Origin of the sequence: Streptomyces sp. NPDC058401, from assembly GCF_042722885.1 — a bacterium.
Taxonomy (GTDB): Bacteria; Actinomycetota; Actinomycetes; order Streptomycetales; family Streptomycetaceae; genus Streptomyces.
In genome coordinates this window covers 1-25,486 of the sequence record NZ_JBHXKA010000053.1, presented here as the reverse complement: position 1 = coordinate 25,486, position 25,486 = coordinate 1, and the positions used below count along the sequence as shown (strand labels likewise).

Genomic DNA, 25,486 nt, shown 5'->3' with positions numbered 1-25,486 from the left:
ATCGCGGCGGCCCCTCCGGGTCCGGCCCGGACGCGGTCCGGACCCGGAGGGGCCGGATTTCAGTCGTCCAGCTCCAGGCGGTGGACGCCGCCCTGGTCGACTCCGGCGAAGAGGTACCGGCCGTCGGGCGAGGCCGCCAGGGACAGGACGTCCTTGTTCGGCATCCCGCGGGAGATGTTGTGCCAGGTCAGCCCGCCATCGGTGGAGCGCAGCACACCGCGCCCGCCGGTGGGGGTGAAGTCCGTCCAGCGGGTGTCGGTGCCCGCGTAGAGCGTGTTTCCGACCCGGAGGAGGTCGGAGACGCTGATCCGCAGCGGGCCCGTGTCCGCCTTGGTGAACGTCTTGCCGCCGTCCTTGCTGACCCGGATCGCCTGGCCGCCCGTGACCATCGCGCCCGCCGTGAACTGGATGGCGTGCACCTCGGCTTCGGACACCTGGTGCAGGGTGGCCCCGAAGTCGTCCGAGTAGGACAGCCCCCACCAGCCGCCGAACCAGACCCGCCCCGGCGTGCCGGGGTCGGCCACGATGGTGTCGTAGTACCGGCCCTGGTCGAAGGTCTTCCAGTGGGCGCCGCCGTCGGTGGTGGTGTAGAGGCCGGCCGAGCCGGAGCCCCGGTACGAGATCATCATCCGGTCCGGGTTCGCGGGGTCGGTCAGGAACGCGGTCCCGTTCGCCTCCCGCGCGGCGACGTCCGACCAGGTCCGGCCGCCGTCCGTGGTCTTCTGCAGCACCAGGTCGTAGAGGTAATTCACCAGCTGCCAGCCGGACTTCGGGTCCGCCGCGGAGGGCTGGAACCCGACGACAGCGGTACCGGTCGTGCCCTCGCGCTCCGCCGCACCCCACTCGGGGCCCGCCGCGGGCACCGTGGTGCGGTACGTGCCGACCGAGGTGCCGGCGAGGAGCTGGTCTCCGAAGGCCGCCAGCGCCGGCACGGACTCGCCCTGGACACCGATCCGGCGGTAGCCGCCGTCCCGGGTGGAGCGGAACAGACCGGCCGAGGCGGAGCCGATCGTGTGCGAACCGTCCGCCCAGCGGTCGTAGTCGTAGACCACCGAACCCGGTACGGGCTGCGCGGCCGTGGTCCACGTACGGCCGCCGTCGCGGCTCAGGGCGCCGGTGCCGCTCAGGTCGTCCTGGTAGATGTCGCCGCCGGAGACGTCGACCAGACCGCTGTAGGTGCGGCCGGACTTCTCCACGCGCCGGCCGCCGTCACGGCTCACGTACAGGCCCGAGTCCTGGCCCTGCACCTTGATGGCGAGCAGCGGTCCGTCCACGTCGAATCCGCCGATGAGCTGCACGCGCGGCGCGGCCTGGAACACCTGCCGCGCGGGCTTGGGCGAGCCGGTGACGAAGTCGCGGACCACCCAGATCGCCTGGCCGGCCCAGACGTACAGGTCATCGCCGCCGATCAGGCTCTTGGCGACGTACCCGGTGATCCCCGTGAGGTCCACCGGCGCCCAGGTGGAGCCGTGGTCCCGGCTGACGAACCGCTCGCCGGTGAAGTCGGAGACGGCGAGCAGGACGCGCGTGCGGGCATCGGCGCTCAGCTCCGTGATCGGAGCCGGCGGCCCGGCGATCCGCTCCCAGCTGCGGCCGCTGTCCTCGGTGCGCATCAGGGCGCCGCCCTCCGGGAACGCCGACGGGTGCGCACTGACCACGGCCTCCCACCAGCGGTTCGGATGGCGGGAGTCGATGACCAGGGACGGTTCCCGCAGCGCGCTGCTGACCGGGGTGTGGCCCCGCTGCTGCCAGCTCCTGCCGCCGTCGGTGGTGAGCCAGGCACCCGGGCGGGTGCCCTGGGTCATCACGGCCTGGCGCGGTGCACCGGGCGTCAACTGGGTCGTGCCCACCGCACTGTTCGGGCCGACCGCCTTCCAGTCCTTCGCCCTGGACGCCGTGAGGGTCACCTCGACGGCGCCCGTACCGTACTGGCGCACCCCGGTGGAGGTGGTGGCGCGGGCGGTCATCGTGTGCACGCCCGAGCCGAGACCGGTGAACTCGGCCCGGTAGTAGGACGGGTCCGGGGTGACCGCCGTCGCCTTGGTGTAGGCCCTGCCCCTGGGCGGGGTGACCGTCAGCACCGGCGGCGCGGTGAGCGGCGTCGGGCTGTACACGTAGACGGTGGTGGAGCCGTCGTTGGACGGGTCCTCGGCCGGGTCCACGTACAGCGGGATCGCCGCCATGAGGTACGGGACGGTGAGCGCCCGACCCTCCCCGGGGGTGACGGTGACGCGGCCGCTCAGGTAGTTGGTGGCGTAGTCCGTGACGTCGGGCCGGTCGCGCCCGACGGTCAGCACGACCTTCGCCGAGCCGCCCGCCGGGATGTCGACGTGGTCCGGGGCGACGGTCGCGGGGCCGGTGACGGTCACCTTGCCGCGGACCGGCCCGCCGCCGGGGTTGTGGAGGGTGATCTCCCGGCTGCCGGTGACCTTCGGCTGGTCCATGTGCGCCAGCCCGAAGGAGACGGTGGCGGGGGAGGCGTACAGCCCGGCCCGGGCCGCGGCGGCGGTGTCGAGCCGGCCGCTGCCCTGCGCCTGCAGGTCGGGGCCGTCGAGCGGCTTCGCGGAACCGATCACCTCGGCGCGCAGCCGGTCCGCGGGGCGGTCGGGGTGCAGCTGGCGCAGCAGGGCCGCGGAGCCCGCGGCGAGCGGCGAGGCCATCGAGGTGCCGGACATCCGCCGGTAGCCCGTCGGCTCCAGGGCCTTGGGCACCGTGGAGAGGATCTCGACACCGGGCGCGACGATCTCGGGCTTGAGGCCGAGCCGTTCGGAGTCCGGGCCGCGGGAGGAGAACGAGGCCATCTCGTCGGTGGAGTCGCGGCCGCCGAGCACCAGCTCGCCGCCGGACTCGGCCAGCGAGGCCAGCCGCTGCCCCGTCTCGGGGTCCACCCCGGCCACGACGAGCCGGTCCAGGCGCAGGGAATCGCCCGATTCCGCGGGCGTGGCACCGAGCAGCACCTCGCTCCGGGCCGCGGTCGCGGCGCCGCTGCGGGTGGGCGGCGCCTGCTCGCGCTGCGCCTGGAGCGGGTTCGTACGGCTCCGGCCGCCGAACACGACCGGGCCGCCGCCCCCGCCGCCGACGCCGCCCACCAGGGCGACGGCGCCGCGCCGTTCGGCCTCGCGCCAGGTGTCGAGCTCCTCGGGCCACACGTCGTACGGGTTCACGGCCGGCGGGATCGCGTACAGCACCACCTTGCCCTTGACGTCGCCCGCCTTCGCCCAGTCCTCCGCGGTGCCCATGCCGACGTCGACCACCCCGGCGGTCACCTCCGCGGCCGGCGGATTGGCGGACCGCCCGCCGCGGTAGCTCTGCAGGGTGTCGCCCGCCGCCTTGAGCACGGGCAGCCGGATCCCGCTCGTGGAGGCGCCGACGGCGATGACACCGGGGGCGGCGGCCGGGGAGCCGACGGTCCAGTAGCCGGGACCGGAGTTGCCGGCCGCGGCGAAGACCAGCACACCGGCGTCGACGGCCGCGGACGCGGCCCGGGACAGCGGGTCGCCCGCGGTGCCCGCGCTGTTGCCGAGGCTCAGGTTGATGATGTCGGCACGGTGCGGGTTGGCCGGGTCCACCGCCGCCTCGATGGCCGCGATGATCCCCGAGTCGTCGCCGCTGCCGTCCGCGCCGAGCACCCGGTACGCCAGCAGTCCGGCGTCCGGCGCGGCGCCGGTGACGCCCCCGGCCGCAGCCGCCCTGCCCGCGACGATGCCCGCGACATGGGTGCCGTGGCCGTTCTCGTCCATCGGGTTGGCATCGTTGTCAACGAAGTCCCAGCCGCCGACCACCTTGTGACCCTCGCCGAAGCCGCCGCCCAGATCGGGATGGGTGTAGTCGACCCCGGTATCGATCACGGCGACGGTGACGCCCTTGCCGGTGACCTTGGCACCGCCGGGATCCTCCTGCGCCCACAGGGCCGGGTTGCCCACGACCCCGTTGGCATCGGAGTCCAGGGCCCGCGAGGTCCCGGCGGGGCTGACGGCCTTCACACCCGGCAGCTTCCGCAGCTTCGCCACGTCGTCGGCGCCGACGGTCATGGCCATGGCATTGAGCAGCAGCGTGTGCCGGCGTACGGAGGTGGCGTCGACGCCCGCGCCCTTGGCCCGGGCCAGGAAGGCGTCGTGCCTGCCGGTCAGGCTTTTGCGGGCGGCCGTCACCTCGGCGGCCATCACCTCGGCGGCCTTCGCGCGCCCGGCGGCCTTCGTGTCCTTCGTGCCCTTCGCGGCCTTCGTGTCCTTCGCGTCCTCCGTGTCCTTCGCGTCCGCGGCGGAACCGCCCGCGGCGGAACCGCCCGCGGCCGGACCGCCCGCGGACTCCAGCGCCGCGGCGCCCTCGAACTCGACGATGACCCGTTGCGGGCCGAGGCCCGCGGACTCGGAGGCGGCGACGGCCGGCGGGACCGAGGAGAGCAGCCCGCCGAGCACCGCGGCCACCAGGCCCATGTGCGCAGTTCTACGGTGTGAGTGACCCATAGGCGGTACCTAATGCGGCCGGGTCCGGCCAGGGCAACGATTCACCGTGGCCCATTGCTGCCGCTGGCACAGGTGGGCCACGATGGCCCGCATGTCCCAGGAGCTGGCGGCCGTCGGTATCGACGCCTTCGACGAACAGGTCTACCGTGCGCTGCTCGCCCGGCAGGCGGCCGCACCCGCCGAGCTGGCGCGCGAACTGGGCACGGGCGCCGAGCGGGTGGCGCGGGCGCTCGACCGGATGCACGACCTCGGGCTGGTCGGGCGGCTGTCCGGCCCGAGGCGGCGCTACGCGGCGATCGACCCGCAGCACGCGGTGGAGGCGCTGATCCAGGAACGCACCGTGGAACTGGGCCGCGTACGGTCGGCCGCCGGCGAGCTCGCCGGACTCTTCGAGGCGGCCCGGCGCGGCGACGCCAAGGAGGTCGAGATCGTCTCCGGCCGCGAAGCGCTGGGCCGTTGGTTCGTACGCCTCCAACAGGAGGCGAGACAACAGGTCCGCACCCTTGACCGGCCGCCCTACGCACTGACCACCGCCAACCCGGTGGAGGAGACGGCGATGCGCGGCGGGCTGACGTACCGCGCGGTGTACGCCCCGGAGGCGCTGGAATGGCCGGGGGTGCTCGACGACATCCGGCGGCTGGTGGCTCAGGGGGAGCAGGCCCGGGTCCTGCCGGGCCTGCGGATCAAACTGGCCATCGCCGACGACGCACTGGCCCTGATGCCCCTGTCGCTGGACCTGACGGACGTACGCGCCGCGGTGATCCGACCGTCATCACTGCTCGACGCACTGACGGACTACTGGCGGCTGTGCTGGACCCTGGCGACCCCGCTGCTCGCACCACCGGAGCCGACGGGACCCGGAGAGGATTCCGCGGACCCCGGCGAGGAGGACCGGCTGCTCCTCGCCCTGCTGGTCAGCGGGTTGAAGGACGAGGCGATAGCGCGCCAACTCGGCTGGTCGGTACGGACCATGCGACGCCGGATGAGCCGCCTGCACGACCAGCTGGGCGCGGCGAACCGCTTCCAGGCGGGAGCCATCGCGGCCCGGCGGGGCTGGATCTGAACCGCCGCGGGGGGCAGGGGTGTTGCCGCCTTCGCCCTCGTCGCCTCCGTCCTCGTCGGGTTCGTCCTCGTCGTCTTCGTCGGCGTACTGGAACAGGCGCACAGGGCCCTCCCGGAGCCCTCCGCGGACGGCCGGAGCCCCAGCGGCGGGTGCCCCGGCCGCCCGTACGGAATCCCGTTGGCGGCGCCCGGAACCTCCCGGTTAGCATCCGACGATGACCACGCCGGCAGACAAGTCCGCCCATGACGCCGTGCATCGGACCGACCCCGGCGGGCCGGCCGCCCACCTCGACCCGCAGCTCTGCCCGCCGTCCGCCTTCGGGCCGCTCGTCCGGCACGAGGATTCCCGAGTGCGGTACCTGGGGCTGTCCCTGCTCGCCGAGCGCGTGGCCTCGGGCCGGCCGGGAGACGAGGCCGAGCGGGCCCAACTCGCCGAACTGCTGCCGGCATCGGTGGACGGCACGCCGGAGGAGGCGCTCCTCCTGGCGCGGATCCACGAAGGGCTGGGGCCGCACATTCCGGGCGCCCGGTGGCCCTCGTGGCGTACGGCGGCGGGACTGCCGGTCCGGGTACGGATCGCCTGGCTGCGCGCCGAGATCCTCAACGATCCCGTGGTGATCCGGAAGGAGCCCGCGGGCGAACTGCTCTACCAGGCCGTACGGGAGGCCACCGCCACCGCTGCGCACCACCCCGAGCAGCTCGTGAACGAGCTGCTGGCCGGCGGCGACCCGGTGTTGCGGGCCGAGGGGCTGCGGCTGGCCCGGCAGGGGCTGCACGCCGGCCTGCTGGCCCCCGTACGGGTGCGCGCCCACGTGACCGGCCTGCTCGGCTGCGACAGCGCGGCCGTCGTCACTGCCGCGCTGGAGGAACTCGGCCGTCCCTGGGCGGCGTTGGAGCCTCTTCCGGCGGGGCGGCTGTCACCCTTCCTGGCCGCCGCATCCGTGACCGCCCGGCCCGGGGCCGCCGATGCCGCCCTCGCGGCCGCCGCCCTCCACGGACACCGCGGCCTGCTCCGGCAGGTCGTCGACGATCCGGATCTGCCGCCGGGGCTTCGCCGGCGCGCGCTGGAACTGCTCGGCGAGCTGGCGGACCGCGGTGACATCGGCGCGCTGACGGCGATCGCCGCGCGGGACCCGCTGCTGTTCGGCGGCCCGTTGGTGACCTGCCTGCGCGGGCTCCACCGGCGCGGGCACTTCCCGGACGCCCCGCACGTCCCGGCCGTCCTCGGCCTGGCGCTGGCCGACGAGTCGATTCCGCCGCAGGAGGTGGCGACGGTCCTGTTCACCTGCCGCCACGAGATGCTCCGCGTCCTGATGGACGCGGCCCCCGGCGATCCGGGCTGGCCGCGGCGGCTCGCCCTGCTGGTCGCCCTGGCCGGACAGGGCGACCAGGAGCTTGCGATCGGGGAGGCCGTCACCCGGGCCCTCGCCTCGGCCCCCGTGCCGGGCCCGTTCCTCGACGCGATCCGCGCGCTGCGCCACGCTGCTGCCGAAGACGCCGTGATCGCCCTCCTGCCCTCGGCGCCCGCAGCGGCCCTGGACGCGCTGGAGGCCATCGGCGGGCACCGGTCGACGGCAGCGCTGCGGGAGGGCCTCGGCCTCGTCGCGCAGATGGGGGAAGGGGAAGATGAAGGGGAAGCCGGGGGAGACATCGCCCCGCATCTCCGTGCGGTGCGCCACCGTGCGCTCGAAGTGCTGTGGCACCTCACCGAGGATCCGGCACGGCGGCGTGCCCTCCTCGTCCGCCTCGATCCCGCCGATCTGCCCCCGCGCATCGCGGCCGACCTCGGCGGGCCGGACGAGCGGGAACTGGCCCTGCTGAGCTCCCACTTGGACCCGGACCAGCCGGTGGCCGCCCTGTGTCGACTGGCCGCCCACGGCGGCGCGGGCACCCTGCCGGTCATCGCGGACCTGCTCCTGCGCGTGGTGGCCGAGCTGGCGGCCTCCCGGGAACCGGGCGGAGCCGCCCCGCGCCCCGAGGGCGTACGGCAGGCCGGGCAGCCTGCCTGGGAAGGGGCCGGACACTCAGTCGCGGAGCCCGTGGTCCCCCAGGAGGTGCTGGACGCCGTACACGGCCTGGGCCGCCGCCTCCACGAGCGGGCACGGATCAGGCCGGCCTGCCTGCTCGACGCCGCGACCCCGCACGAGGCGGGGCACGCTCTCGTCGCCACCACGGCCCTCGATCTGCTGGACCGGCCCGGACTGTCGAGCGGGGAGCAGGCGGTCCTGCTCGAACTGCTGCTCCGGGCCCCCTACGCGCGCACCCGGGCGCGGGTCCACCGCCTGCTGCGCCACCGCGACCGGCACGTGCGCAAGCACGTGATCGCGCTCCTCGCCCGCGAGGCCGCCGGGGACGGGGCGCAGGCCCTGTCGGCGACGCTGATCGCGCTGATCGCCGCCGAGGACGTGCAGACCGTACGGCAGGCGCTCCTCGCCCTCGGTCATGCGCGGGCCCGCTGGGCCTCCGCGGCGATCGCCGCATGCCTCGACCATCCGAACATGAACGTCAAGAAGACCGCCGCCGGGGTCCTCGTCGGCGCGGGTACGCCCGCGGCGGTACCGGCGCTCCTCTCCTGGCTCGGGCGCCACGACAATCCGGGCCTGCGCGGCACCCTCGTAGAGGCCCTGCGCGCCATCCTCGGCGACGCGTACCCGGCGACCGTCCTCGCCGCCGCGGAAGGCAGCGGCCACGGCCGTACCCGCGAACTGCTGCTGGCCGGCCTCGACGGAGTTCTGCCGGCGCGTTCGGTCCTCGCCCTGAACGCCCAGGACTCCCCGGTCGCTCCGACCCTGCTCACTCTGGTGGCGACCCGCCGCGTCGGCCTCGCCGCCGGGACGGTCGAGGAGCTGTCGACGGCCATGGCCGGGCACGGGATCACCACACCCGCCGCCGCCGTACGCCGGCCGCTGGCGGACCTCGGGGCGGATCCCGAGGTCAACGCGCTGGCGACGGAGGGCTGGCACGCCCCGACCGCGCTGCGCCTCGCCGCGCGCCGCGAGCCTGCGCACCCTGTCCGACTGGGGGCGCTCCGCCCCCTGCTGGCGGACTGGCTGCGGCTGGCCGCCTGCGAACCCGCCGCGCGGGCCCGCGTCCTGCGGCTCACGCTCCGGCTCTGCCCCGCACCGTGGACGACCGGGGAACTGGCCTCCTTCGCCCGTTCGGCCGGGACCCTGCTCGACGGCCTCGCCGAGGCAACGGCCGAGGACCGCCCCGGCCTGATGGCGGTACTCGAAGCGGTCGCCCCGACCCTGCCGGCGATCGAGAAGCAGGCCGTCGCCGCGGCGGTACGCGCACTGCCCGCGGCCCCCTCGGACGGCCCGGCCACGCTGACGCTGCTCCGGAGCCTCGGCGCGGTACTGGTCCGGGCCGACCTCGAACAGGCCATGGAATCAGCCCGGTTGGGCACCAGCCCCCGGCGGGCCGAAGCGGCCGTACTGAGGGACGCGTTCCTGCGGAAGGATGCGCGCGCCGCCCCGCAGCCCCCTGCGGCCACCGCGCCGGCCGCAGCCGCAGCCAACGCGGAAGCCGAAGCCGAGGCGTGGCGGGCCGGGCTGGAGGTCGCGGTGCGTACACCGGGCGCCCTGGCGGAGTTCCGCAGGCTCCGCCCGCCCCACGGCGGCGCCCCGGGCTCCCGGGACCGTCTGGCCGCGCTGATCGACGTCCACGCCTCGGCCGGAACCGAGGCCCGCGCGGCCCTGGCCGACTGGATGGCGGACCTCCAGCCCCTCGACGCACCGCCCTGGACGCTCGCAGAAACCGCTCTCGCCGAAGCCGCTCTCGCTGAGACCACCCGAGCCGAAGCCGCCCGAGCCGACGCACCGCACCCGCGGACCGTGCGCAGCGACGACCTCGACCAACCCCGGTCGGCCGCCCTGCGGGACCGCCTGCTGGCCATGCTGGAAGGACCTGCCGAAGGCGGCCGGCGAACCGCGGCCCTCGCGCTCCTGGAATGGCCCGAGCTCGCATGCGGGCTCGCCGTGCTCCGCGCGTACCTCCGGGGCCGCGTCGACGTACCCGTCGGCGCCGGCCCGACCGCCGGCCCGACCCGCGGGCTGAGCCGCGCACTGGGCGCGGCCGACGAGGCCGAACTGCGCGCGGACGGCGTCCTGCACGACCGGGCCGCCCTCGTGGCGAGCGGACTCGACCCGTCGGACCTGGAACCGCTGGTCCCGCTGCTGCTCGACTGGTGGGAGCACGACCCGCCGTCCGGCAGCTCCGCAGCCGGGCAGGCCCTGCGCCGGGTCCCCGCCGACGTACTGGCGCAGCACCTCGCGGGCCGCCTCGACTCCGGCGCCTGGGGGTTCCTCGACCTGCTCCGCGGGCGCCCCCTGCTGCGCACCCCCGCGCTGACCCGGACCTGCCGACGGCTGCGCGCCGAAGGACGCGAGGACCTCGCTGACACCCTGCTCCTCGTCGACGGCCCGCTGCGCCGCCCGGACACCGCGCGGCAGGACACCGAGGCGCTGGCGGCCCTCCGCGACCGCGGCCCGGCCGCGGCGGCGGCGGCCCCGCCCCCGGCCCGGCAGGAGCTGCTGGAGCTGGCGGGCACGGGCGACCCGGTACGGATACGCCGGGCCCTCACGCGGCTGGCCGAGGAACCGCGCGGCCCGGACACGGACGTGGACCCCGGCCTGCGGGACCTGATCGGCGCCCTGCTGCACCACCCCAGGCCCAAGGTCCGCCTGCACGCCCACCGCACCTCGCGGACCGTGCTGGACCGCCGGACCTACCTCCAGCACACCGCGGTCCTGCTGGACGACCCCCAGCCGGACCTGGTGCGCACGGCGATCCGGACCCTGTGCCACGCGGCCTGGGCCCCCGCGATCCCCGCGGTGACCGGCCTGCTGGAGCACTCCCATCCCGTCGTCCGCAGGGCCGCCGCCGAGGGACTCGTCGCCATGGGCCCGCCGGCGGTCCCGGCGCTCAGACGCGCCGCCGTACACGCCCGTCCCGACAAACGCTCCCTCTACGCGGAGATCCTCGAACGGATCACCACCGCGTGAGCACCCTCCGGATCACCACCGCGTGAGCACCCTCGACCGGTGACCAGGCGGGGCATCCCAGGGGGCGGGCACGACCTCGCCGGGCGCGCGGGGTTCGGCGCATGCCGGGAAGGGGTCGGCCTGCCCTCCGGCCGTCCGCGGACGGGAGATGAGGGAAGCCGACGCCCGGTGGTCATACGTCGGGATGGTGGCACGTGCTCAAGGTGCCACCTGAATCACGGATTCCTCATTCGCCTCTGGTCCAGGCCAGGAAGCGGCTGAACAGGCCGCCCTTGGGCTGCGGCGCGGCAGGGGCGTGCGTACCCGAGGGGCCGGTGTGGGAGGGCGAGGCGTCGGCTGCCTGCTGCTGGGGCGTTTGGCCCGCGGTCGACCCCGCCGGCCAGACGGAAGAGGCGGATCCGGCCGATGCGACCGAGGCGGCCGCCCCGGATCCCTGCGCGACGGCCTTCGGGGTGAAGCGGATCGGGAGGGTGACCAGCGAGCGGCTCCACGGACTCGGCGCCCAGGTGAGCGACTTGAACGGGACGCGCAGCTCCACGTCGTGAAGCTGGTTGAGCAGCGTCTCGACGGCCGTCACGGCGATCATGAAGGCCGGGTCCTTGGCGGGGCAGGCGTGCGGACCCGCCCCGAAGGCCAAGTGCGCCTTCGCGCTGAGCTGTTCCCGGTGCTCGGTCAGCTTCGGGTCGGTATTGGCCGCGGCGAACGAGACGAGGATCGGGTCGTTCGCCCGGATCAGCCGGCCGCCGAGCTCGACGTCGTGCGTCGGGTAGTGGGCGGCGTAGTTGGCGATCGGTGCGTAGTTCCAGAGGGTCTGGGAAATCGCGTCCTCGACCGGGAGCCCGAGCGGCCAGTCCTCTCCGAGGTACAGGGCGCTGCTGGTGCCGATGACCGCGGCCAGCGGCGCGGTGCCGCCGGAGAGCAGGGTGACCAGCTGGTGCAGCATCTCCTCGTCGTTCAGCCCGGCCGAGTGCTCCATCAGGCGCGTCGTCAGGTCGTCCGTCGGACGCCGCCGCTTGAGGGCGATGAGCTCGGTGAGCGCCCCGCCGAGCACCTCGTCGGACCCGGGGGTTCCCTCGAAGAGGCCGCTGATCCCGGCGATCACGCGGTCGCCGATGTCGGGCGGGCAGCCGAAGAGCTCGCTGAAGACCAGCAGGGGCAGCGGCTGGGCGTACTCGGCCATCAGCTCGGCATGGCCGCGGATGTCGGTACTGAACTGGCTGATCAGGTAGTTGGCGGACTGCTGGGTCTGCCGGATGAGCTTGTGCTCGTTGACCGTGGCGAGACTGTCCGTGACGGCCCGCCGCAGCCGGGCGTGTGCCGCGCCGTCGCTGAGGAGGGCGTTGGGGCGGTAGGCCATCATCGGCAGGGCCGGGCTGTCGGCCGGTACGCGGCCTTCGTTCAGCGCGTTCCAGCGCCGGGAGTCGCGTACGAAGGAGGCGGGGTTCTGCAGGATGTACAGGGCGGCGTCGTAGCTCGTGACCAGCTCGACCTCGACGTCGGGAGCGATGTCCACGGGCGCACTGGGACCGTGGGAACGCAGCTGTGCGTAGTGGCTGTCCGGGTCGGCTCCGAAGGACGGGCCGTACATCCGGACGTTCCCGTGCGCGGGGCAGCCGGGGGGTATCTCGTGCGGGTCGTGTGGCTGTTGCATTCCGGCGCTCCTAGACGAGTTGGGACATGAGGTGTTTCACGAGGGTGATGAGGGCCCGCGCGGAGGAGTTCTCGTCCCGTACGTCGCACTCCACGACAGGGGTCTCGGGGGCGAGGTTCAGAGCCTCGTGCACCTCGTCGAGCGGGTAGTGAGTGGTGCCCTCGAAGTGGTTCACGGCGATGGCGTACGTCAGGCCGAAGCGTTCGACGAGATCCAGGATGGGGAAGGACTCGTGCAGCCGCTCCGGGTCGACGAGGACCAGCGCCCCCAGCGCACCCCGGGAGAGCTCCTCCCACATCTCCTTGAAGCGCTCCTGGCCCGGCGTTCCGAAGAGGTAGAGCACCAGGGTGTCGCTCAGGGTGAGCCGGCCGAAGTCCATGGCGACGGTGGTGGTCGTCTTGTCGGGCGTGCCCGACAGGTCATCGAAGCCCACGCTGGCCTCGGTGATCTCCTCCTCGGTCCGCAGGGGCTCGATCTCGGAGAGACTGCCGATGCAGGTGGTCTTGCCGACCCCGAAATGCCCCACGATGAGAATCTTCACCGCGTGGGAAACATCTGGATCCAGGTACACGCGTTACGCTCCGAATCGATTCTTCAGGCCTTCGAGCACGGCGCTGACCAGCTCTTTGTCGACACGTTCGGCGCGCGGGATCGGTGTCCTCGCAAGGATGAGTTCGTCCTCCTCCAGCTGCGCCAGCAGGATGCGGACGACACCCAGGGGCAGGTGCGTGTGCCCTGCCACCTCGGCCACCGACAGGAAGCCGTTCGCGACCAGGTCCATGACCCGCCCCGCTTCCGGGGACAGCGTGCGCGCCGCCACCTGTCCGTGCTCGGCCGCCGCGGTCACGAGCGTCGTGTGCTCGTACTCGTGGTCCGGGGGCAGTGCCCGTCCGTTCGTGATCACGAAGAGGGGGACTAATGGAGAGGTCAGTTCCAGCTCCGCGTCCCAGTGGGGCCCCTCAGACATGGCTGACCCCCTTCCCCGATGCCGCCGCGGCCGTCAGCCGGGGAACCACCTCGTGCAGGCGCGTGGTGAACTGCTCGATGTCGCAGTCGTGTTCGGCGGCGGCGGCCAGGAAGGCGTCGGGGCCGGCCGCCATCAGGAAGATCCAGCCGTGCTGGAACTCGATGACCGTCTGACGCCATTGCGGGTCCTCGACGGCCCCGGCGAACTGGGAAGTGACCCGGCTGTAGGCGTGGATGCCCGTCATGGCCGCGGAGATCGTGTCCGCGAGGTCGCGGCTCATCCCGTTGGTCGCCCCGCGGGGAAGTCCGTCCGACCCCAGCAGTACGGCGTGGCGGGCTCCCTTGACCTCCGACATCACCCGGTCGAGATCGCCCAGGACGAATCCCGCGTCACCGGGGCCCTGCTGCCGGGGGGCGCCCCCGCGCGGACCTCCGGCGTCCTCGGTGTTCACCCGCGGGGGAGAGGTGAGGTTGTTGCCCAGCCGGGCGACGAGGCGGTGCATGCGGAAGGAGATCTGCTGCATGTCCACATCGGGCGCGGCCGCGGCGGCGAGGTAGGAACCCTGCCCCGCCCCGATCAGGAAGCTCCAGCCGTGCGCGAACTCGATGATGGTCTGGTTCCACTGCCGGTCCTCCTGCGTCCCGGCGAAGTGGGCCGTGGCCCGGCTGAGCGACTGCATCCCGGCCATGGCCGCCGAGATCGTACGCACGTCCTTCTCGGCCAGGCCTTCGGTCGCGCCGCGAGGAAGGCCGTCGGCGGACAGCAGGACGGCGTGCCGTGCACGGGGCACGTTGTGCACGATGTCCTCGAGCATCCACGACAGGTCTGCGGTCATGCCTCTTCGGGCCCTTCGAACGAGGTGGCGTCAAGGTTGCGGCCGGAGAGCGTGCCGCGCTGGAAGGCCCCCAGGCTGCGCCCGGAAGCGCGGCCCGTGTCCCCCGGGGTCCGCGGTGCCGGCGCGGTGGCGTCGGGGACGCTCGCGATGGGCGCCTGGCGTGCGCCGCGCTTGGGCAGGCCGTGCATGGTGCGCGACGTCGGGCCCTGGGCGGGCCGGCTCTCGGCGGCGCGCCGGAAATCGCTTACCGGAGCCTGGGCGGCCGGAGCTTCGCCGAACGGGGCTTCGCTGAAGGGAGCCTCGCTGAACGGGGCTTCGCTGAACGGAGCCTGCTGCACGGGCGTGATCTCCTCCATGGTCCACAGCTCCTCGGGCAGGAGGACGACGGCCCTGACGCCGCCGTACCGGGAGACTCCGGTGACATCGACCTTGAAACCGTGCTGACGCGCGATCAGGCCGATGACCGGGAAGCCGAACTTGGGCTGGGTCCCGAGCTGCGAAAGACGGGGGGCGATCTCTCCGGAGAGCAGCCCGGTCGCCCGCTGCCGTTCCTCGTCGTTCATGCTGACACCGGCGTCGTCGATGACGATGCACAGGTTGTTCTGGACCCGCTGGAACGTCACCTCGATCGGCGCGTCGTGCTGCGAGAAGCTGGCGGCGTTGTCGAGCAGCTCCGCCACGGCGAGGGCGACGGGCGCGACCGCGGACGCCTTCAGGGCGAGACTGGTCTGCTGCATGATGGCGACCCGGTGGAAGTTGCGGATCTGCCCCTGGGCGCTGCGCACCACGTCGTAGACGCTGGCGGGCCTGTTGCGGCGGCCGAGCGGCGCCCCGCACATGACGGCGATGCCCTGGGCCTTGCGCGCCATCTGGGCGTTGGCGTGGTTGACGTCCAGCAGGTCGCTCAGGACGGAGTGTCCGCCGTACTTGCGCTGGATGCCGTCGAGAAGCGTCGTCTGCTCGGCGGCGAGGCTCTGCAGGAGGCTGGCGGCACCCTTGAGGACGGTCTTGGTGTTCTCCTCCGCGGCTTCCTTGGCCGCGCGGAGCGTGGCCTCCTGCTCGCCCTGGAACCGCAGCAGATCGGCGCGCGATGCGTGCAGGTGGCTGTCCGCCGCGAGCAGCTGGTGCCTCAGCTCGGCCTCGGTGTGCTCCTTCTTGGCCCCCAGCGCTCTGTTGCGGGCGACGAGTGCCACGACCGCGACGACGGCTGTCGCCGCCACCGCAACCAGGCACCACACAAGTGCGTCTTGATTCATGGAAACCTTTCCCGGCGCGTGCCATGCGGACGGCTGCAGATACACCTCGCGAGGCCCCGCAACACAGCTGATCGGCACGGTTCACCTGCTGCTGCGCGGAGAGCATGCCGCCGATCCAAATCGGCATCTGCGTCCAAATGCATCAAGATCACAGATGCCCGGGATGCTATCACCGGATCATCACCTCCCCGGACGCCCGCTTTGCCGCCCGAACCCCCAACCGGACTGTCACGGTTGTGGGTTGACATGCCCTTTCGGCCCTTCTTGTCGGCCGTCGGCCACCCCCTCCCGCACTCGGTCCGTTAAGCAGTTCTTCACGCGAGGTGCGGCGATCTCTCACAACTATTCGCCGTACGGCCGGCCGACGCCCGGTCCGTGTGTCCGCTACTTCCTGACGCGTCGGCAGGTGCCCGCAGGGTCCCGTCCAGTGAGCGACTTTCGGCCAGGCGGCGTGATTTCGCTCCTTCGCACGCCGCGGGGCTGCCGCTTCCCTTGGCTCGTACGCCGGTGTGCCGACCCCCTCGCCGCACCCCGGCCCCCGGAGGATTCATGGCATCCGACCGGGAGCGGGGGCTCGACGCCGGAACCGCGCGGATCCCTCCCGCTGGGGACAAGGGCATCGTCAAGCCGCTCATTCCGGCAGGCTAGGCGGGACCGGGGGAGACGGACCTGGCCGCGCTCCGGGCCCGCCCATTCGCAATTCAATGTTCAATTACCCGAGGGCGATATCCGTGAGGCAGAGCCGTAGCCGGCCGGACGGCGAAGCGGAACCCTCGGCGGAGCAATCCCGTGCGCCACGGCAGGGAAACCCATGGCACACCGACGGCGCCTGCACGAGACTGCGCGGATGAGCGACACCCGCCCCCACAGCCACCGCCACCCCTGCCCCTGCTGCGGTCACCGGGTGCTGGACGACATGCCGGGCTCCTACGAGATCTGCCCCGTCTGCTTCTGGGAGGACGACGGGATCCAGTTCCGCTGGCCGGCCATGGACGGCGGAGCGAACAAAATCTCCCTGATCGAGGCCCAGCAGAACTACCAGGACTACGGCGCCTGCGACCAGCGCCGCCGCGAGCACGTCCGCCCCGCGAACGAGCACGAGCCGCTCGACCCCGCCTGGCGCCCCATCGACCCGACCCGCGACTCCTTCGAAGCCTGGGACGATGAAGAGAGCGTCCCGTGGCCGGACGACCGCTCGGTCCTCTGCTGGTGGCTCCCCACCTTCTGGCGCCTCCCGGGCGCCTGAGGGCTGCACGGCCGCCGTCTTCGCAGGTCAGGGTCGCTGGGCGCGATGCGGGCTCGGACGGTTCGCGTGCGTCCGGGATGCGGCCCACGGGAGGAGCCGTGATCCTGGAACGAACACGGGGGCCGCGGCGAGGAGGGCCGAGATGTCTGTGATGGACAAGCTCAAGCAGATGCTGAAGGGTCACGAGGACCAAGCGGCACAGGGAATCGACAAGGCCGGTGACTTCGTCGACGAGAAGACGCAGGGCAAGTACAGCAGCCAGGTCGACACGGCCCAGGCAAAGCTGAAGGAACAACTGGGCGGCACCCAGCCCCCGGACGACACCCCGCCCCGGCAGTAGAACGAGCCGCAGCACGCGAAGGCCGACGTCCACACCGGCCGGCCCGGCCCGGCAGCACCCGGATGGCGAGCCGGGGATAGCCGGGGACACCTGCTCCGGCGTTTCGCGCCGGAGAATGCCGCGTCCCCATCGGGTGGCGAGGGCGGCGACGTCCTACTGGTGCCGACCGCAGCCGACCGCCGGCCGGCACCAGTACCGGCTCGGCACCAAGGTCCCCGTCGCACGCAGGCGGGCGTCGCACCTGCCTGAAGTCACCGCCGATGCAAAGCCCGCCTGGCGACAGCGGCCGTCAGCAACTCGTCGTCGAAGTGCGAGGCGACGGCAAGCTGGGTTGCGCCTGCGCGCGCGTTCAGCATGCTCTTCGTGATCCGCACGGTGGTCGGGTCACGACGAATGATCGGCTTCGCCCAGCGCGCGACCGCGGCGTCGAGATCACCTGCGGGCACCACCTCATGCAGGATGGACAGTTGCTCCGCCCTGGCGGAGTCGAACGGCTCGGCCGTGAGCAGGAGCCGGCGAACCCAGGCCTGCCCCGCCTCTTCGGCGAGACGGGGAAGGACACCTCCCCAGGCGGGCGGAACTCCGAGGCCGACCTCCGGCATCCGGAATCGGCAGGTGTCTGCTCCGACGCGCAGATCGCAGAAGACCGCGAGCCCGAGGCCGGCGCCTATGACATCGCCGTGGAGGCGGGCGATGGTGACGATTCCCAGTTGCGAGAGCGTCGAGCACACCCGCTGGGCCTTGTCGGCGAGGGACCTCAGCTCGGAGCCGGACGGGTCCCTCTCCAGCAGTGCGGGGAACTCCGAGCGGTCACCTCCCTGGCAGAAATGGTCTCCCGCACCGGACAGCACCATCACGCGGACGGTGCTGTCATCCTCCAGGGCGCGCAGGACCTGCAGCAGTTCGCTGAGCATCTGGCCGTCGACGCTGTTGCCCGTCTCGGGGCGGTTGAGCTGCACCCTGAGGATGGGCCCTTCGTCGGTCACCTGGAGGGCCTTGAAGTCCGTGAGCATGTGGGGCCTTGTCTCGTTTCTCGAGCGGGTGGTCAGGTGAGGGTGAGTTGCAGGGACGCAATCCGTCGGAAGGCTACGCGGGACGCCCATCGCGGGGGCCCGCTCAGGCGCGGCCGTATCGAGCGCCCGAGGAGCGAGGTGAGGAGGGTGACAGCTTCCAGGCGGGCGAGGGCGTTGCCCGCGCAGTAGTGGATTCCTGCTCCGAAGGCCAGGTGGGACGCTCCGCGACCGGGGCTGAAACGATGGGGGTCGGGGTAGCGTTCGGGATCGTGATGGGCGGCCCCCACCATGAGCTGCACCATCTGGCCGGCCGGCACCAGGGTGTCTCCGAGCCGGGTATCCGTCGGGGCCACGCGGCTGATCATGTGGATGGGGGCGTCGTAGCGCAGTACTTCATCGACGGCGTCCGGGATGAGTTCGGGGTTGCGGCGTAGTACTTCCAGCTGCTCGGGGTATTGGAGGAGCAGGCGCACCGACGTGGACAGGACGTGCGAGGTCGTCTCCAGCGCCGCGAGAATCATGAAGAGCGCGAGAGCGTGAACGGCTTCGTCCGCGCGGTGCCGGTCAGGTTCGAGCCCATCCCAAGTCCGAAGCCACGCCGAAATCGGATCGCTCCCCGGGTTCTTACGGCGCTCACGGATCAACTCGGCGAAGTAGGCGCGCAGTTGCCTCGTTGCGTTATCGGAGAGGGCCAGCTGGCTAGGCGTGGGGAAGAGCTCCTGCGCGAAGACCTGGTCATGTGTCAGGTCGCGCAGTAGTCCGTAGTCGGTGGCAGGTATGCCCATCCACTCGCCGATGGTGATGATGGGCAGTTCTTCGCTGACGAGTGTGTGGAAATCGGCCGGCCCATGGCGCAGTTGGTCCGTGAACTCGGTGAGCAGCCGGTCGACGGCCCGCTCCACGAACGGACGAAGGACTGCGAGTGAGCTGTGGGGGAAGAGGCCCCCCAGGGACCGCCGTTCCCTCGTGTGCTGGGGTGGGTTGAGCATCGGCAGAGACGCGGCCATCTGCTGCGAGGCTGGTGAATTCCCTTGAGGCGAATGGTTTCTTCGCCAGTCGGCGTCGGGAACGCTCCAAGCTTTGTCTCGAAGGATCTGGTCACAGAGAGCGTAGGACGTGACAATGTATCCGCCCCACGGCGCCGGGATAAGCTCTCCCATTTTCGCGAGTTGCCGATAGGCCGGCAGCGGATCCGACTGTCCCGCCTCTGTCCGAAGCCGAGAAAAGATAGCCGTCAAGGCCCGCCGGTCGACGCCGACAGTAGCCGTGGAAGTATTCAAAACAGCTCTTTCTTGCAAGATCGAACAGTGATGGCCAGCGCTGCCTACCCTCACCGTTGATCTTCCACGCAAAAAGGAGATTTTCCCCACACCGATCTGCGGCATGCCGCGCAGGCGAGAGTCTGAAGAATCGTTTCTTTTATGGACATCCAGTGCAAAATGCCCTGAGCTCGCCTGTCCTTCACGGAAGGGGTGCAGGCCCTCAGGGCCGCGGGTCGAGGAAGGCCTGATAGAGATCCCGGCCCCGAGTGGGCGAGTAGTCGATTTGCCTGAGGATCCGCGGATGCGCGATTACGATCATGAGATTCTCGTACATCGTCGACATCCGTTCTTCCAGGCCATCGAGGTTCCCGTAGATGGAGTGACCTGTCAGAACGAGGCCCGACCACGTGCCGGAGATCTGGTGCGCCTGGTCGGCGGTCTTCACGTCGGAGCCGATCTCGCCTCGCCGTTGGGCTTCGTTCAACTGTGCGGTGTTGAATTTGATCCATTCGGGCCAGGGAGTTCCGTACACCTCTCGCGCCTCATGGGTCAGCGACAGGCGCAATGCAGCCATGATCTTCGGGTCCCGGGAGATCCTGTGACTCAGGATCAATCCGGCGTCGACCACCTCTTGAAGCTTGATTTCCTGGGGGACGAGCCCGTCGACTTGAAGGGTCGATTCCAGGATCGCTACCGCGAGGTCCTTCTTTGACCGGAAGTGAAAATAGAAGGCCCCCTTGGTTACGGCTGCAACCCGGATGATCTCATTGACCGATGCTCCCTCGTATCCATTCCGCTCGAATACGAGGCCGGCCGCATCAAGGATCTTTCCGTATGTCCACTTGGCGCGGTCTGACTGCGCCCTGGACAGCTTGTGTGCCTCGGGCACGTTCCTTACCCCCTTCTGCCGTCACTGACGAGCTCACTCGTGATCTTCACGGCGAAAGCGAGACTCTCACAGCCTGAGCAGATCGCGTAAGCCCCGACCGGGACGGGGCCGCGCCGGCCGGCCTCAAGGGCCCTCCGGGGAGAAGGCGGGCTCACCCAAGTCGACGCCGAGCTCGGTCATGTGCTTCCGGGGTCCGCCCAGTCGGGTCGTGCAAGCGGGCAACTGGCCTCCTTCCGCGCCTCCGTGGTCGGTTCCGCTTGACGCCTGCGCAACTGGCGTCCCAAGATGGCGCCAGCTGAACAGACCGACTGGTCCGCTGTAAGTCCGATAGGTATCCAGGTAAATGGGACATCACTCCCGTAAGGGGTTGAGTCTCCTTGAAGGCGTCGAGTGTCCAGGCCGGCACTTGAGCCGGGTCAAGGTGGGCGGAGAGCGGGATGTGGGCTCTATCGCAAGCATTGAGCAGGGGGCGTTCCCCTCAACTGGAGGCAGGCGATGTGAACAGACCAATCGGTCTACTGGCGGACCGGGCTGTCTGTCGAGAGGCGAGCGGGTAGGCCATCCGCCGCGACGTCTGACTGCATCCCGCGCTGCGCGATGCCTGCCTCAAGGGCATGACCAACTGGGTCTGGACTCCGGTGCCGACCCGGTTCACCACGAAGGAGCGATGCATGCACTGCGCCACCCCCATCCGCGTCTTGGCCTCCAGGGATACAGGCTGGTCGCGGAGACCTCGCGGCCACTGAAGGCGGTCGTGCCCACGTGTTCGCCGTCCAGCTACTTCGTGCATGGCCGGAGCATGTCGTCACAGTTCGAGAGGGGGCAGGAAGCTGGTTTGACGAACCGGAGCAGAGATCCACACGGTGCCCGTGGCGTCCCTGTTGCCGTCGGATGCACAGCGTCTCGGGGGGCCTGTGCCACGACCATGCACAGGTACTCGCCGAGAGCGGCAGGGAGCTCGAAAGGCGGCGACGACGCCGGCGGCCTGAGCGGGCTGACCGCTCGCGCCGGCAGGGGTCTCCATCAGCGCGGTGCACCGTATGCGTCACGCGGCGTCGGCGGCGCCCCCTGGTAGTGGCCGGGGCGCGCGTTGCCGGCTAGAGCCAGTCGCGCTTCTTGAAGATGACGTACAGGCTCACGCAGACCATTGCCATCAGCAGGATCGCGAAGGGGTAGCCGCCCGCCCACTTCAGCTCCGGCATGGACTCGAAGTTCATGCCGTAGATGGTTCCCACCAGGGTGGGGGCGAACAGGATGGCCGCCCACGAGGAGATCTTCTTGATTTCTTCGTTCTGTTCGAAGCCGGCCTCGGCCAAGGCGCGCATTTCGGCGTTCTGTTGTTGGGAGACCAGGGTGGCGTTGACCGTCAGGATTTCGGTCAGGGCCTGGCGGAAGCCGTCCACGCGTTCGCTGGTGTGGGTGACGTGGTCGGCTACGTCGCGGAGGTAGCGCTGGAGTTCCTCGTCCGTGCCGTATTTGGCGAAGCCGGCCATCAGGCTGTGGAGCATGCCGACCAGGGGGCGGGTGGCGCGCTGGAACTCGACCATTTCCCGGGAGAGTTCGTAGATGCGGCGTGAGACTTCCGGGTCGCCGCTGAAGACCTCGGTCTCGATCTCGTCCATGTCGATCTGGACGCCCTCGACGACGGGGGCGTAGCCGTCGACCACCGCGTCGAGGATGGCGTACAGGGCGGCTTCCGGGCCGAGGGAGAGGAGTTCGGGGGACTCCTCCATGCGGCGGCGGACCGCCGAGAGGTCCGGGGCCGCGCCGTGGCGGACCGTGATCAGGAAGTCGGGGCCGACGAAGATGTGGAGCTCGCCGAAGTCGACCTCCTCCAGCGCGTCCAGGTAGCGGGCGGCCCGCAGGACGACGAAGAGGGTGTCTCCGTAACGCTCCAGCTTGGGGCGCTGGTGGGCCTCCAGGGCGTCTTCGATGGAGAGCGGGTGGAGGTTGAACTCATCGGCCAGGGAGTGGAGTTCGGTCTCCGTGGGGCGGTGCAGGCCGATCCAGGCCATGCCGTCGGGCTGTTCGCGGAGTTGGCGGAAGGTGTCGGCGAGGGTGGTGGGCGAGGCGATCCGGACCCCGTCGCGGTAGACCGCGGAGTCGATCACGCTGCGGTGGTCCGCGGGGGTGGGGGCCGGCGGGGGCGGCTTCGGGGACCGTGGGGGTGCGGACGGGGGAGGGGAAGGGAGAGCGGCCGGACGTCGCCAGCCGGCTCGCTTCGCGGGCCCGGCGCCGGACGGGGGCGAGGGGCGGCGGTCTGGTCGCTCCGACATCGCAGGTCAGCTCCCGGTCGAACGGGTGTTTACGGGCAAGGTGCAGGATATCCGGGTGAATGGATCCCGGGGTTCACGCGGGTCCGTGCAGGTCCGTGCAGGCCCGTGCTGGTCCGTGCTGGTCCGTGCGCACGGATGAGGCCGGTCCGGAGTTGCGGACAGAGGATGTCCGCATGGCTCGCTACGTTGCTGTCATGGCCTCCAAGACGACGCGTCCCGTACTCGACACCCGTGCGCTGAACCGCGCCACGCTCGCCCGCCAGCTGCTCCTGACCCGCGCCGAGATGTCCGCGCAGGACGCCACGGGGCACCTGCTGGGTCTCCAGGCACAGAACGTGAAGCCGCCCTACTTCCAGTTGCACGCCCGCCTCGCCGGATTCGGGCCGGCCGAGCTCGCCGGGCTGATGGAGTCCCGGCAGGTGGTCCGGATGGTCACCATGAGGTCCACCATCCACACCCACACCGTCGACGACGCGCTCACCCTGCGCCCCCTGGTCCAGCCCGCACGCGACCGGGAGATCAACTACTTCCGCAAGGGCCTGGTCGGAGTCGACCTGGACAGGCTGGCCGAGCGCGCGCGGGCGTTCGTGGAGGCGGAACCGCGGACCATGGCGGAGATACGGGAGGAACTGCTCAAGGAGTGGCCCGGCGCCGACCCGCAGTCGCTGTCCGTCGCCGCGCGCTGCCGGCTGCCGCTCGTCCAGGTCACCCCGCGCGGGGTCTGGGGGAAGAGCGGACAGGTCCGCCTCACCACCCTGAACCAGTGGGTGGGAGAGGGGAAGGGAGGAGAAGTCGGAGAGGGCGCCGGGATCGATGACGTCGTTCTGCGGTATCTCGGGGCCTTCGGGCCCGCATCCGTCAAGGACATGCAGACGTGGGCCGGGCTCACCCGGCTGCGCGAGGCCTTCGAGCGGCTCAGGCCCGGACTGGAGGTGTTCCAGGACGAGAACGGCGTCGAACTGTTCGATCTGCCCGACGGGCCCCGCCCCGATGCCGGGCAGCCGGCCCCGCCCCGCTTCCTTCCGGAGTTCGACAACCTGCTCCTCTCCCACGCCGACCGCTCCCGGGTGATCGCGCCCGAGCTGAAGGGGAGCACCTGGTCCGGCAACCAGGCCCATTGCACGCTGCTCCTCGACGGCTTCCTCGCCGGGCTCTGGAAGCTGGAGGGCGGGGCGAAGGGCGGGGCGAAGGCCGGAGCGGGCGGAGGGGTGCTCACCGTCGAGCTGTTCTCCGCCGTCTCCAAGGCCGGTAAGGCGGAGATCGTGGCCGAGGGGGAGGCCCTCCTCGCCGCCATGGGCGACAGCTCGGGTGAGGGCCCGGCGGGCGGCTCCGTCCGCTTCGGGCCCATCCGCGGCTGAAGCGGCACGGCGGAGGCGGAGGCGGACGGAGGCCGAGGAGGGACCGCGGCTGAGCCGCGGCGCGCCGGGTCCCGGAGACCCGGCCCCGTCGCGCTCTGGTGGCCCGTACGCCGGACACGGCACGATGCCTGGCACGACCGAGATCACCCGCGATCGTTCTCGTTCGTGGCGGGCCGCTCGACCACCGGCGGACGGTGGCGGCGCGTCGGCCGGGCAGCAGCTGTTCGGGATCAGGGACCTAGGAGTGAGCACATGCGGATTCCCATGACCGTCACGGACTTCCTCGACCGGGCGGAGCTGGGGTTCTCGTCCAGCCCGGGCGTGGTGGACGAGCCCGACCAGCCGGCTCCACCGGTCCCCGAATCGACGTACGGGAGGCTCGGCGAGCGCGTACGGGCCTGGCAGGCGGGATTCGACGCGCTGGGGGTCGGCGAGGGCGAGCGGGTGGCCGTGGTCAGCCACAACTCCGCCCGGCTCCTGGAGCTGCTGTTCGCGGTGCCGATGAGCGGGCGCGTCTGCGTACCGGTCAACTTCCGGCTGAGGCCGGAGGAGGTCGACTACGTGGTCCGGCAGAGCGGGGCCTCGGTGCTGCTCGTCGACCCGGAACTGGACGAGGCGCTGTCGGGCGTCAAGGCCCGCCACCGCTTCGTCCTCGGGCCGGAGACGGACACGGCGCTGATGCGCTTCGGTGTGGAGCCGCGCCCCTGGTCGCATCCGGACGAGGACGCGACCGCGACGATCAACTACACCTCGGGGACCACCGCCCGCCCCAAGGGTGTGCAGCTGACCCACCGCAACATCTGGGTGAACGGGCTCACCTTCGGCCTGCACACCCGGGTCTGGGAGCGCGACGTCTACATGCACACGCTGCCGATGTTCCACTGCAACGGCTGGGGCATGCCCTTCGTGATGGCCGGGCTCGGCGTCAAGCAGGTCGTGCTGCGCAAGATCGACGGCGCCGAGATCCTGCGCCGGGTCGAGGAACACGGCGTCACGCTGATGTGCGGTGCCCCCGCCGTCTGGAACACCGTGCTGGACGCGGCGGCGAGCTGGGAGGGCGAGATCCCGGGCCGCGACCGGGTGCGCGTCGTCTGCGCGGGCGCCCCGCCGCCGAGCCGGACGATCCAGCGCATGGGCGAGGAGCTGGGCTGGGAGTTCACCCAGATCTACGGCCTCACCGAGACCTCGCCGCTGCTCACCTTCAACCGGACCCGCCCCGCCGACGCGGAGCTGCCGGCCGGGGAACGGGCGCGCCTGCTCTCGCGTGCGGGGATGCCCGCGCTGGGGGTGAAGCTGCGGGTCTCCGAGGACGGCGAGGTCCTGGCCAGGTCGAACGTCGTACTGGAGGGGTACTGGGACAAGCCCGAGGAGACCGCGGCCGCCCTGCGGGACGGCTGGTTCCACACCGGCGACGGCGGCACGGTCGACGAGGTCGACGGCCACCTCACGATCTCCGACCGGAAGAAGGACGTGATCATCACCGGCGGCGAGAACGTGTCGTCGATCGAGGTGGAGGACGCGATCTTCAGTCATCCGGCGGTCGCGGAGGTCGCCGTCATCGGCGTGCCGCACGAGAAGTGGGGCGAGACGATCAAGGCCCTCGTGGTCCTCGCCGAGGGAGTCGACGGGGAGGCCGTCCAGGAGGCGGACATCATCGCCCACTGCAAGCAGCGTCTGGCCGGGTACAAGGCCCCGACGAGCGTCGAATTCCGCGCCACCATCCCGCGTACGGCCACCGGCAAGATCCAGAAGTTCAAGCTCCGCGAGCCGTACTGGACGGGCCAGGAGCGGCAGGTGAACTGACCCCGGCCCAGGCCCCGGCCCGCGCGCAGCCCCGTAACGACCGAGGGCCGGTACGGGGC

The 25,486-nt window shown here is 71.6% G+C and carries 16 protein-coding genes; 6 read left to right on the top strand and 10 right to left on the bottom strand.

Going from position 1 to position 25,486, the window contains the following annotated elements; genetic code table 11:
• Positions 1-59 precede the first annotated feature (59 nt).
• Positions 60-4,436, bottom strand: a complete 4,377-nt coding sequence (locus ACFWNV_RS20660) for a S8 family serine peptidase (RefSeq protein WP_383948857.1) — start codon at positions 4,434-4,436, stop codon at positions 60-62.
• A 121-nt stretch (positions 4,437-4,557) separates the two neighbouring features.
• On the opposite strand from ACFWNV_RS20660, the gene ACFWNV_RS20655 reads away from it, so the two are divergent.
• On the top strand, positions 4,558-5,529 hold the full coding sequence (locus ACFWNV_RS20655; protein ID WP_383948854.1) for a helix-turn-helix domain-containing protein: 972 nt from the start codon (positions 4,558-4,560) through the stop codon (positions 5,527-5,529).
• Between the two features lie 214 nt (positions 5,530-5,743).
• On the top strand, positions 5,744-10,531 hold the full coding sequence (locus tag ACFWNV_RS20650; RefSeq protein WP_383948852.1) for a HEAT repeat domain-containing protein: 4,788 nt from the start codon (positions 5,744-5,746) through the stop codon (positions 10,529-10,531).
• Positions 10,532-10,757: 226 nt separating this feature from the next.
• Here ACFWNV_RS20650 and ACFWNV_RS20645 read toward each other — a convergent pair whose 3' ends face one another.
• From ACFWNV_RS20645 to ACFWNV_RS20625, 5 genes are read right to left on the bottom strand one after another with little or no spacing between them, the layout of a single operon-like run.
• Positions 10,758-12,182, bottom strand: coding sequence for a cytochrome P450 (locus tag ACFWNV_RS20645; RefSeq protein ID WP_383948850.1), 1,425 nt, complete (start codon positions 12,180-12,182; stop codon positions 10,758-10,760).
• A gap of 10 nt (positions 12,183-12,192) precedes the next feature.
• Positions 12,193-12,753, bottom strand: coding sequence for an ATP/GTP-binding protein (locus ACFWNV_RS20640; RefSeq protein ID WP_383948847.1), 561 nt, complete (start codon positions 12,751-12,753; stop codon positions 12,193-12,195).
• A gap of 3 nt (positions 12,754-12,756) precedes the next feature.
• Positions 12,757-13,149, bottom strand: coding sequence for a DUF742 domain-containing protein (locus tag ACFWNV_RS20635; RefSeq protein ID WP_383948845.1), 393 nt, complete (start codon positions 13,147-13,149; stop codon positions 12,757-12,759).
• Complete coding sequence (locus ACFWNV_RS20630) at positions 13,142-13,984, bottom strand: roadblock/LC7 domain-containing protein (protein ID WP_383948843.1); 843 nt, start codon at positions 13,982-13,984, stop codon at positions 13,142-13,144. The genes ACFWNV_RS20635 and ACFWNV_RS20630 overlap by 8 nt, the downstream gene beginning before the upstream one ends.
• Positions 13,981-15,240 carry an ATP-binding protein gene (locus ACFWNV_RS20625; protein WP_383948840.1) on the bottom strand — a complete coding sequence of 420 codons (1,260 nt, stop codon included), beginning with the start codon at positions 15,238-15,240 and terminating at the stop codon, positions 13,981-13,983. The genes ACFWNV_RS20630 and ACFWNV_RS20625 overlap by 4 nt, the downstream gene beginning before the upstream one ends.
• 847 nt (positions 15,241-16,087) lie before the next feature.
• On the opposite strand from ACFWNV_RS20625, the gene ACFWNV_RS20620 reads away from it, so the two are divergent.
• Positions 16,088-16,486: a CPCC family cysteine-rich protein gene (locus ACFWNV_RS20620; RefSeq protein ID WP_383948837.1), complete on the top strand. Its 399-nt coding sequence runs from the start codon at positions 16,088-16,090 to the stop codon at positions 16,484-16,486.
• A gap of 142 nt (positions 16,487-16,628) precedes the next feature.
• A complete protein-coding gene (locus ACFWNV_RS20615; protein WP_383948834.1) occupies positions 16,629-16,826 on the top strand; it encodes an antitoxin in 198 nt (65 codons plus the stop codon).
• Positions 16,827-17,077: 251 nt separating this feature from the next.
• Here the strand turns inward: ACFWNV_RS20615 and ACFWNV_RS20610 are convergent, their stop codons facing one another.
• The 4 genes from ACFWNV_RS20610 to ACFWNV_RS20595 form a co-directional block, all read right to left on the bottom strand.
• Positions 17,078-17,839, bottom strand: a complete 762-nt coding sequence (locus ACFWNV_RS20610) for an enoyl-CoA hydratase/isomerase family protein (RefSeq protein ID WP_383948831.1) — start codon at positions 17,837-17,839, stop codon at positions 17,078-17,080.
• 32 nt (positions 17,840-17,871) lie between these two features.
• On the bottom strand, positions 17,872-18,741 hold the full coding sequence (locus ACFWNV_RS20605; protein ID WP_383948828.1) for a cytochrome P450: 870 nt from the start codon (positions 18,739-18,741) through the stop codon (positions 17,872-17,874).
• A gap of 580 nt (positions 18,742-19,321) precedes the next feature.
• Positions 19,322-19,990 carry a TetR family transcriptional regulator gene (locus tag ACFWNV_RS20600; protein WP_383948825.1) on the bottom strand — a complete coding sequence of 223 codons (669 nt, stop codon included), beginning with the start codon at positions 19,988-19,990 and terminating at the stop codon, positions 19,322-19,324.
• Between the two features lie 1,097 nt (positions 19,991-21,087).
• Positions 21,088-22,266 (bottom strand): magnesium and cobalt transport protein CorA, encoded by a 1,179-nt coding sequence (locus ACFWNV_RS20595; RefSeq protein WP_383948822.1) that lies wholly within the window; start codon positions 22,264-22,266, stop codon positions 21,088-21,090.
• 173 nt (positions 22,267-22,439) lie between these two features.
• On the opposite strand from ACFWNV_RS20595, the gene ACFWNV_RS20590 reads away from it, so the two are divergent.
• Complete coding sequence (locus tag ACFWNV_RS20590) at positions 22,440-23,624, top strand: winged helix DNA-binding domain-containing protein (RefSeq protein WP_383948820.1); 1,185 nt, start codon at positions 22,440-22,442, stop codon at positions 23,622-23,624.
• Positions 23,625-23,876: 252 nt separating this feature from the next.
• A complete protein-coding gene (locus ACFWNV_RS20585; protein ID WP_383948817.1) occupies positions 23,877-25,427 on the top strand; it encodes an AMP-binding protein in 1,551 nt (516 codons plus the stop codon).
• The last annotated feature ends 59 nt before the right edge of the window (positions 25,428-25,486 follow it).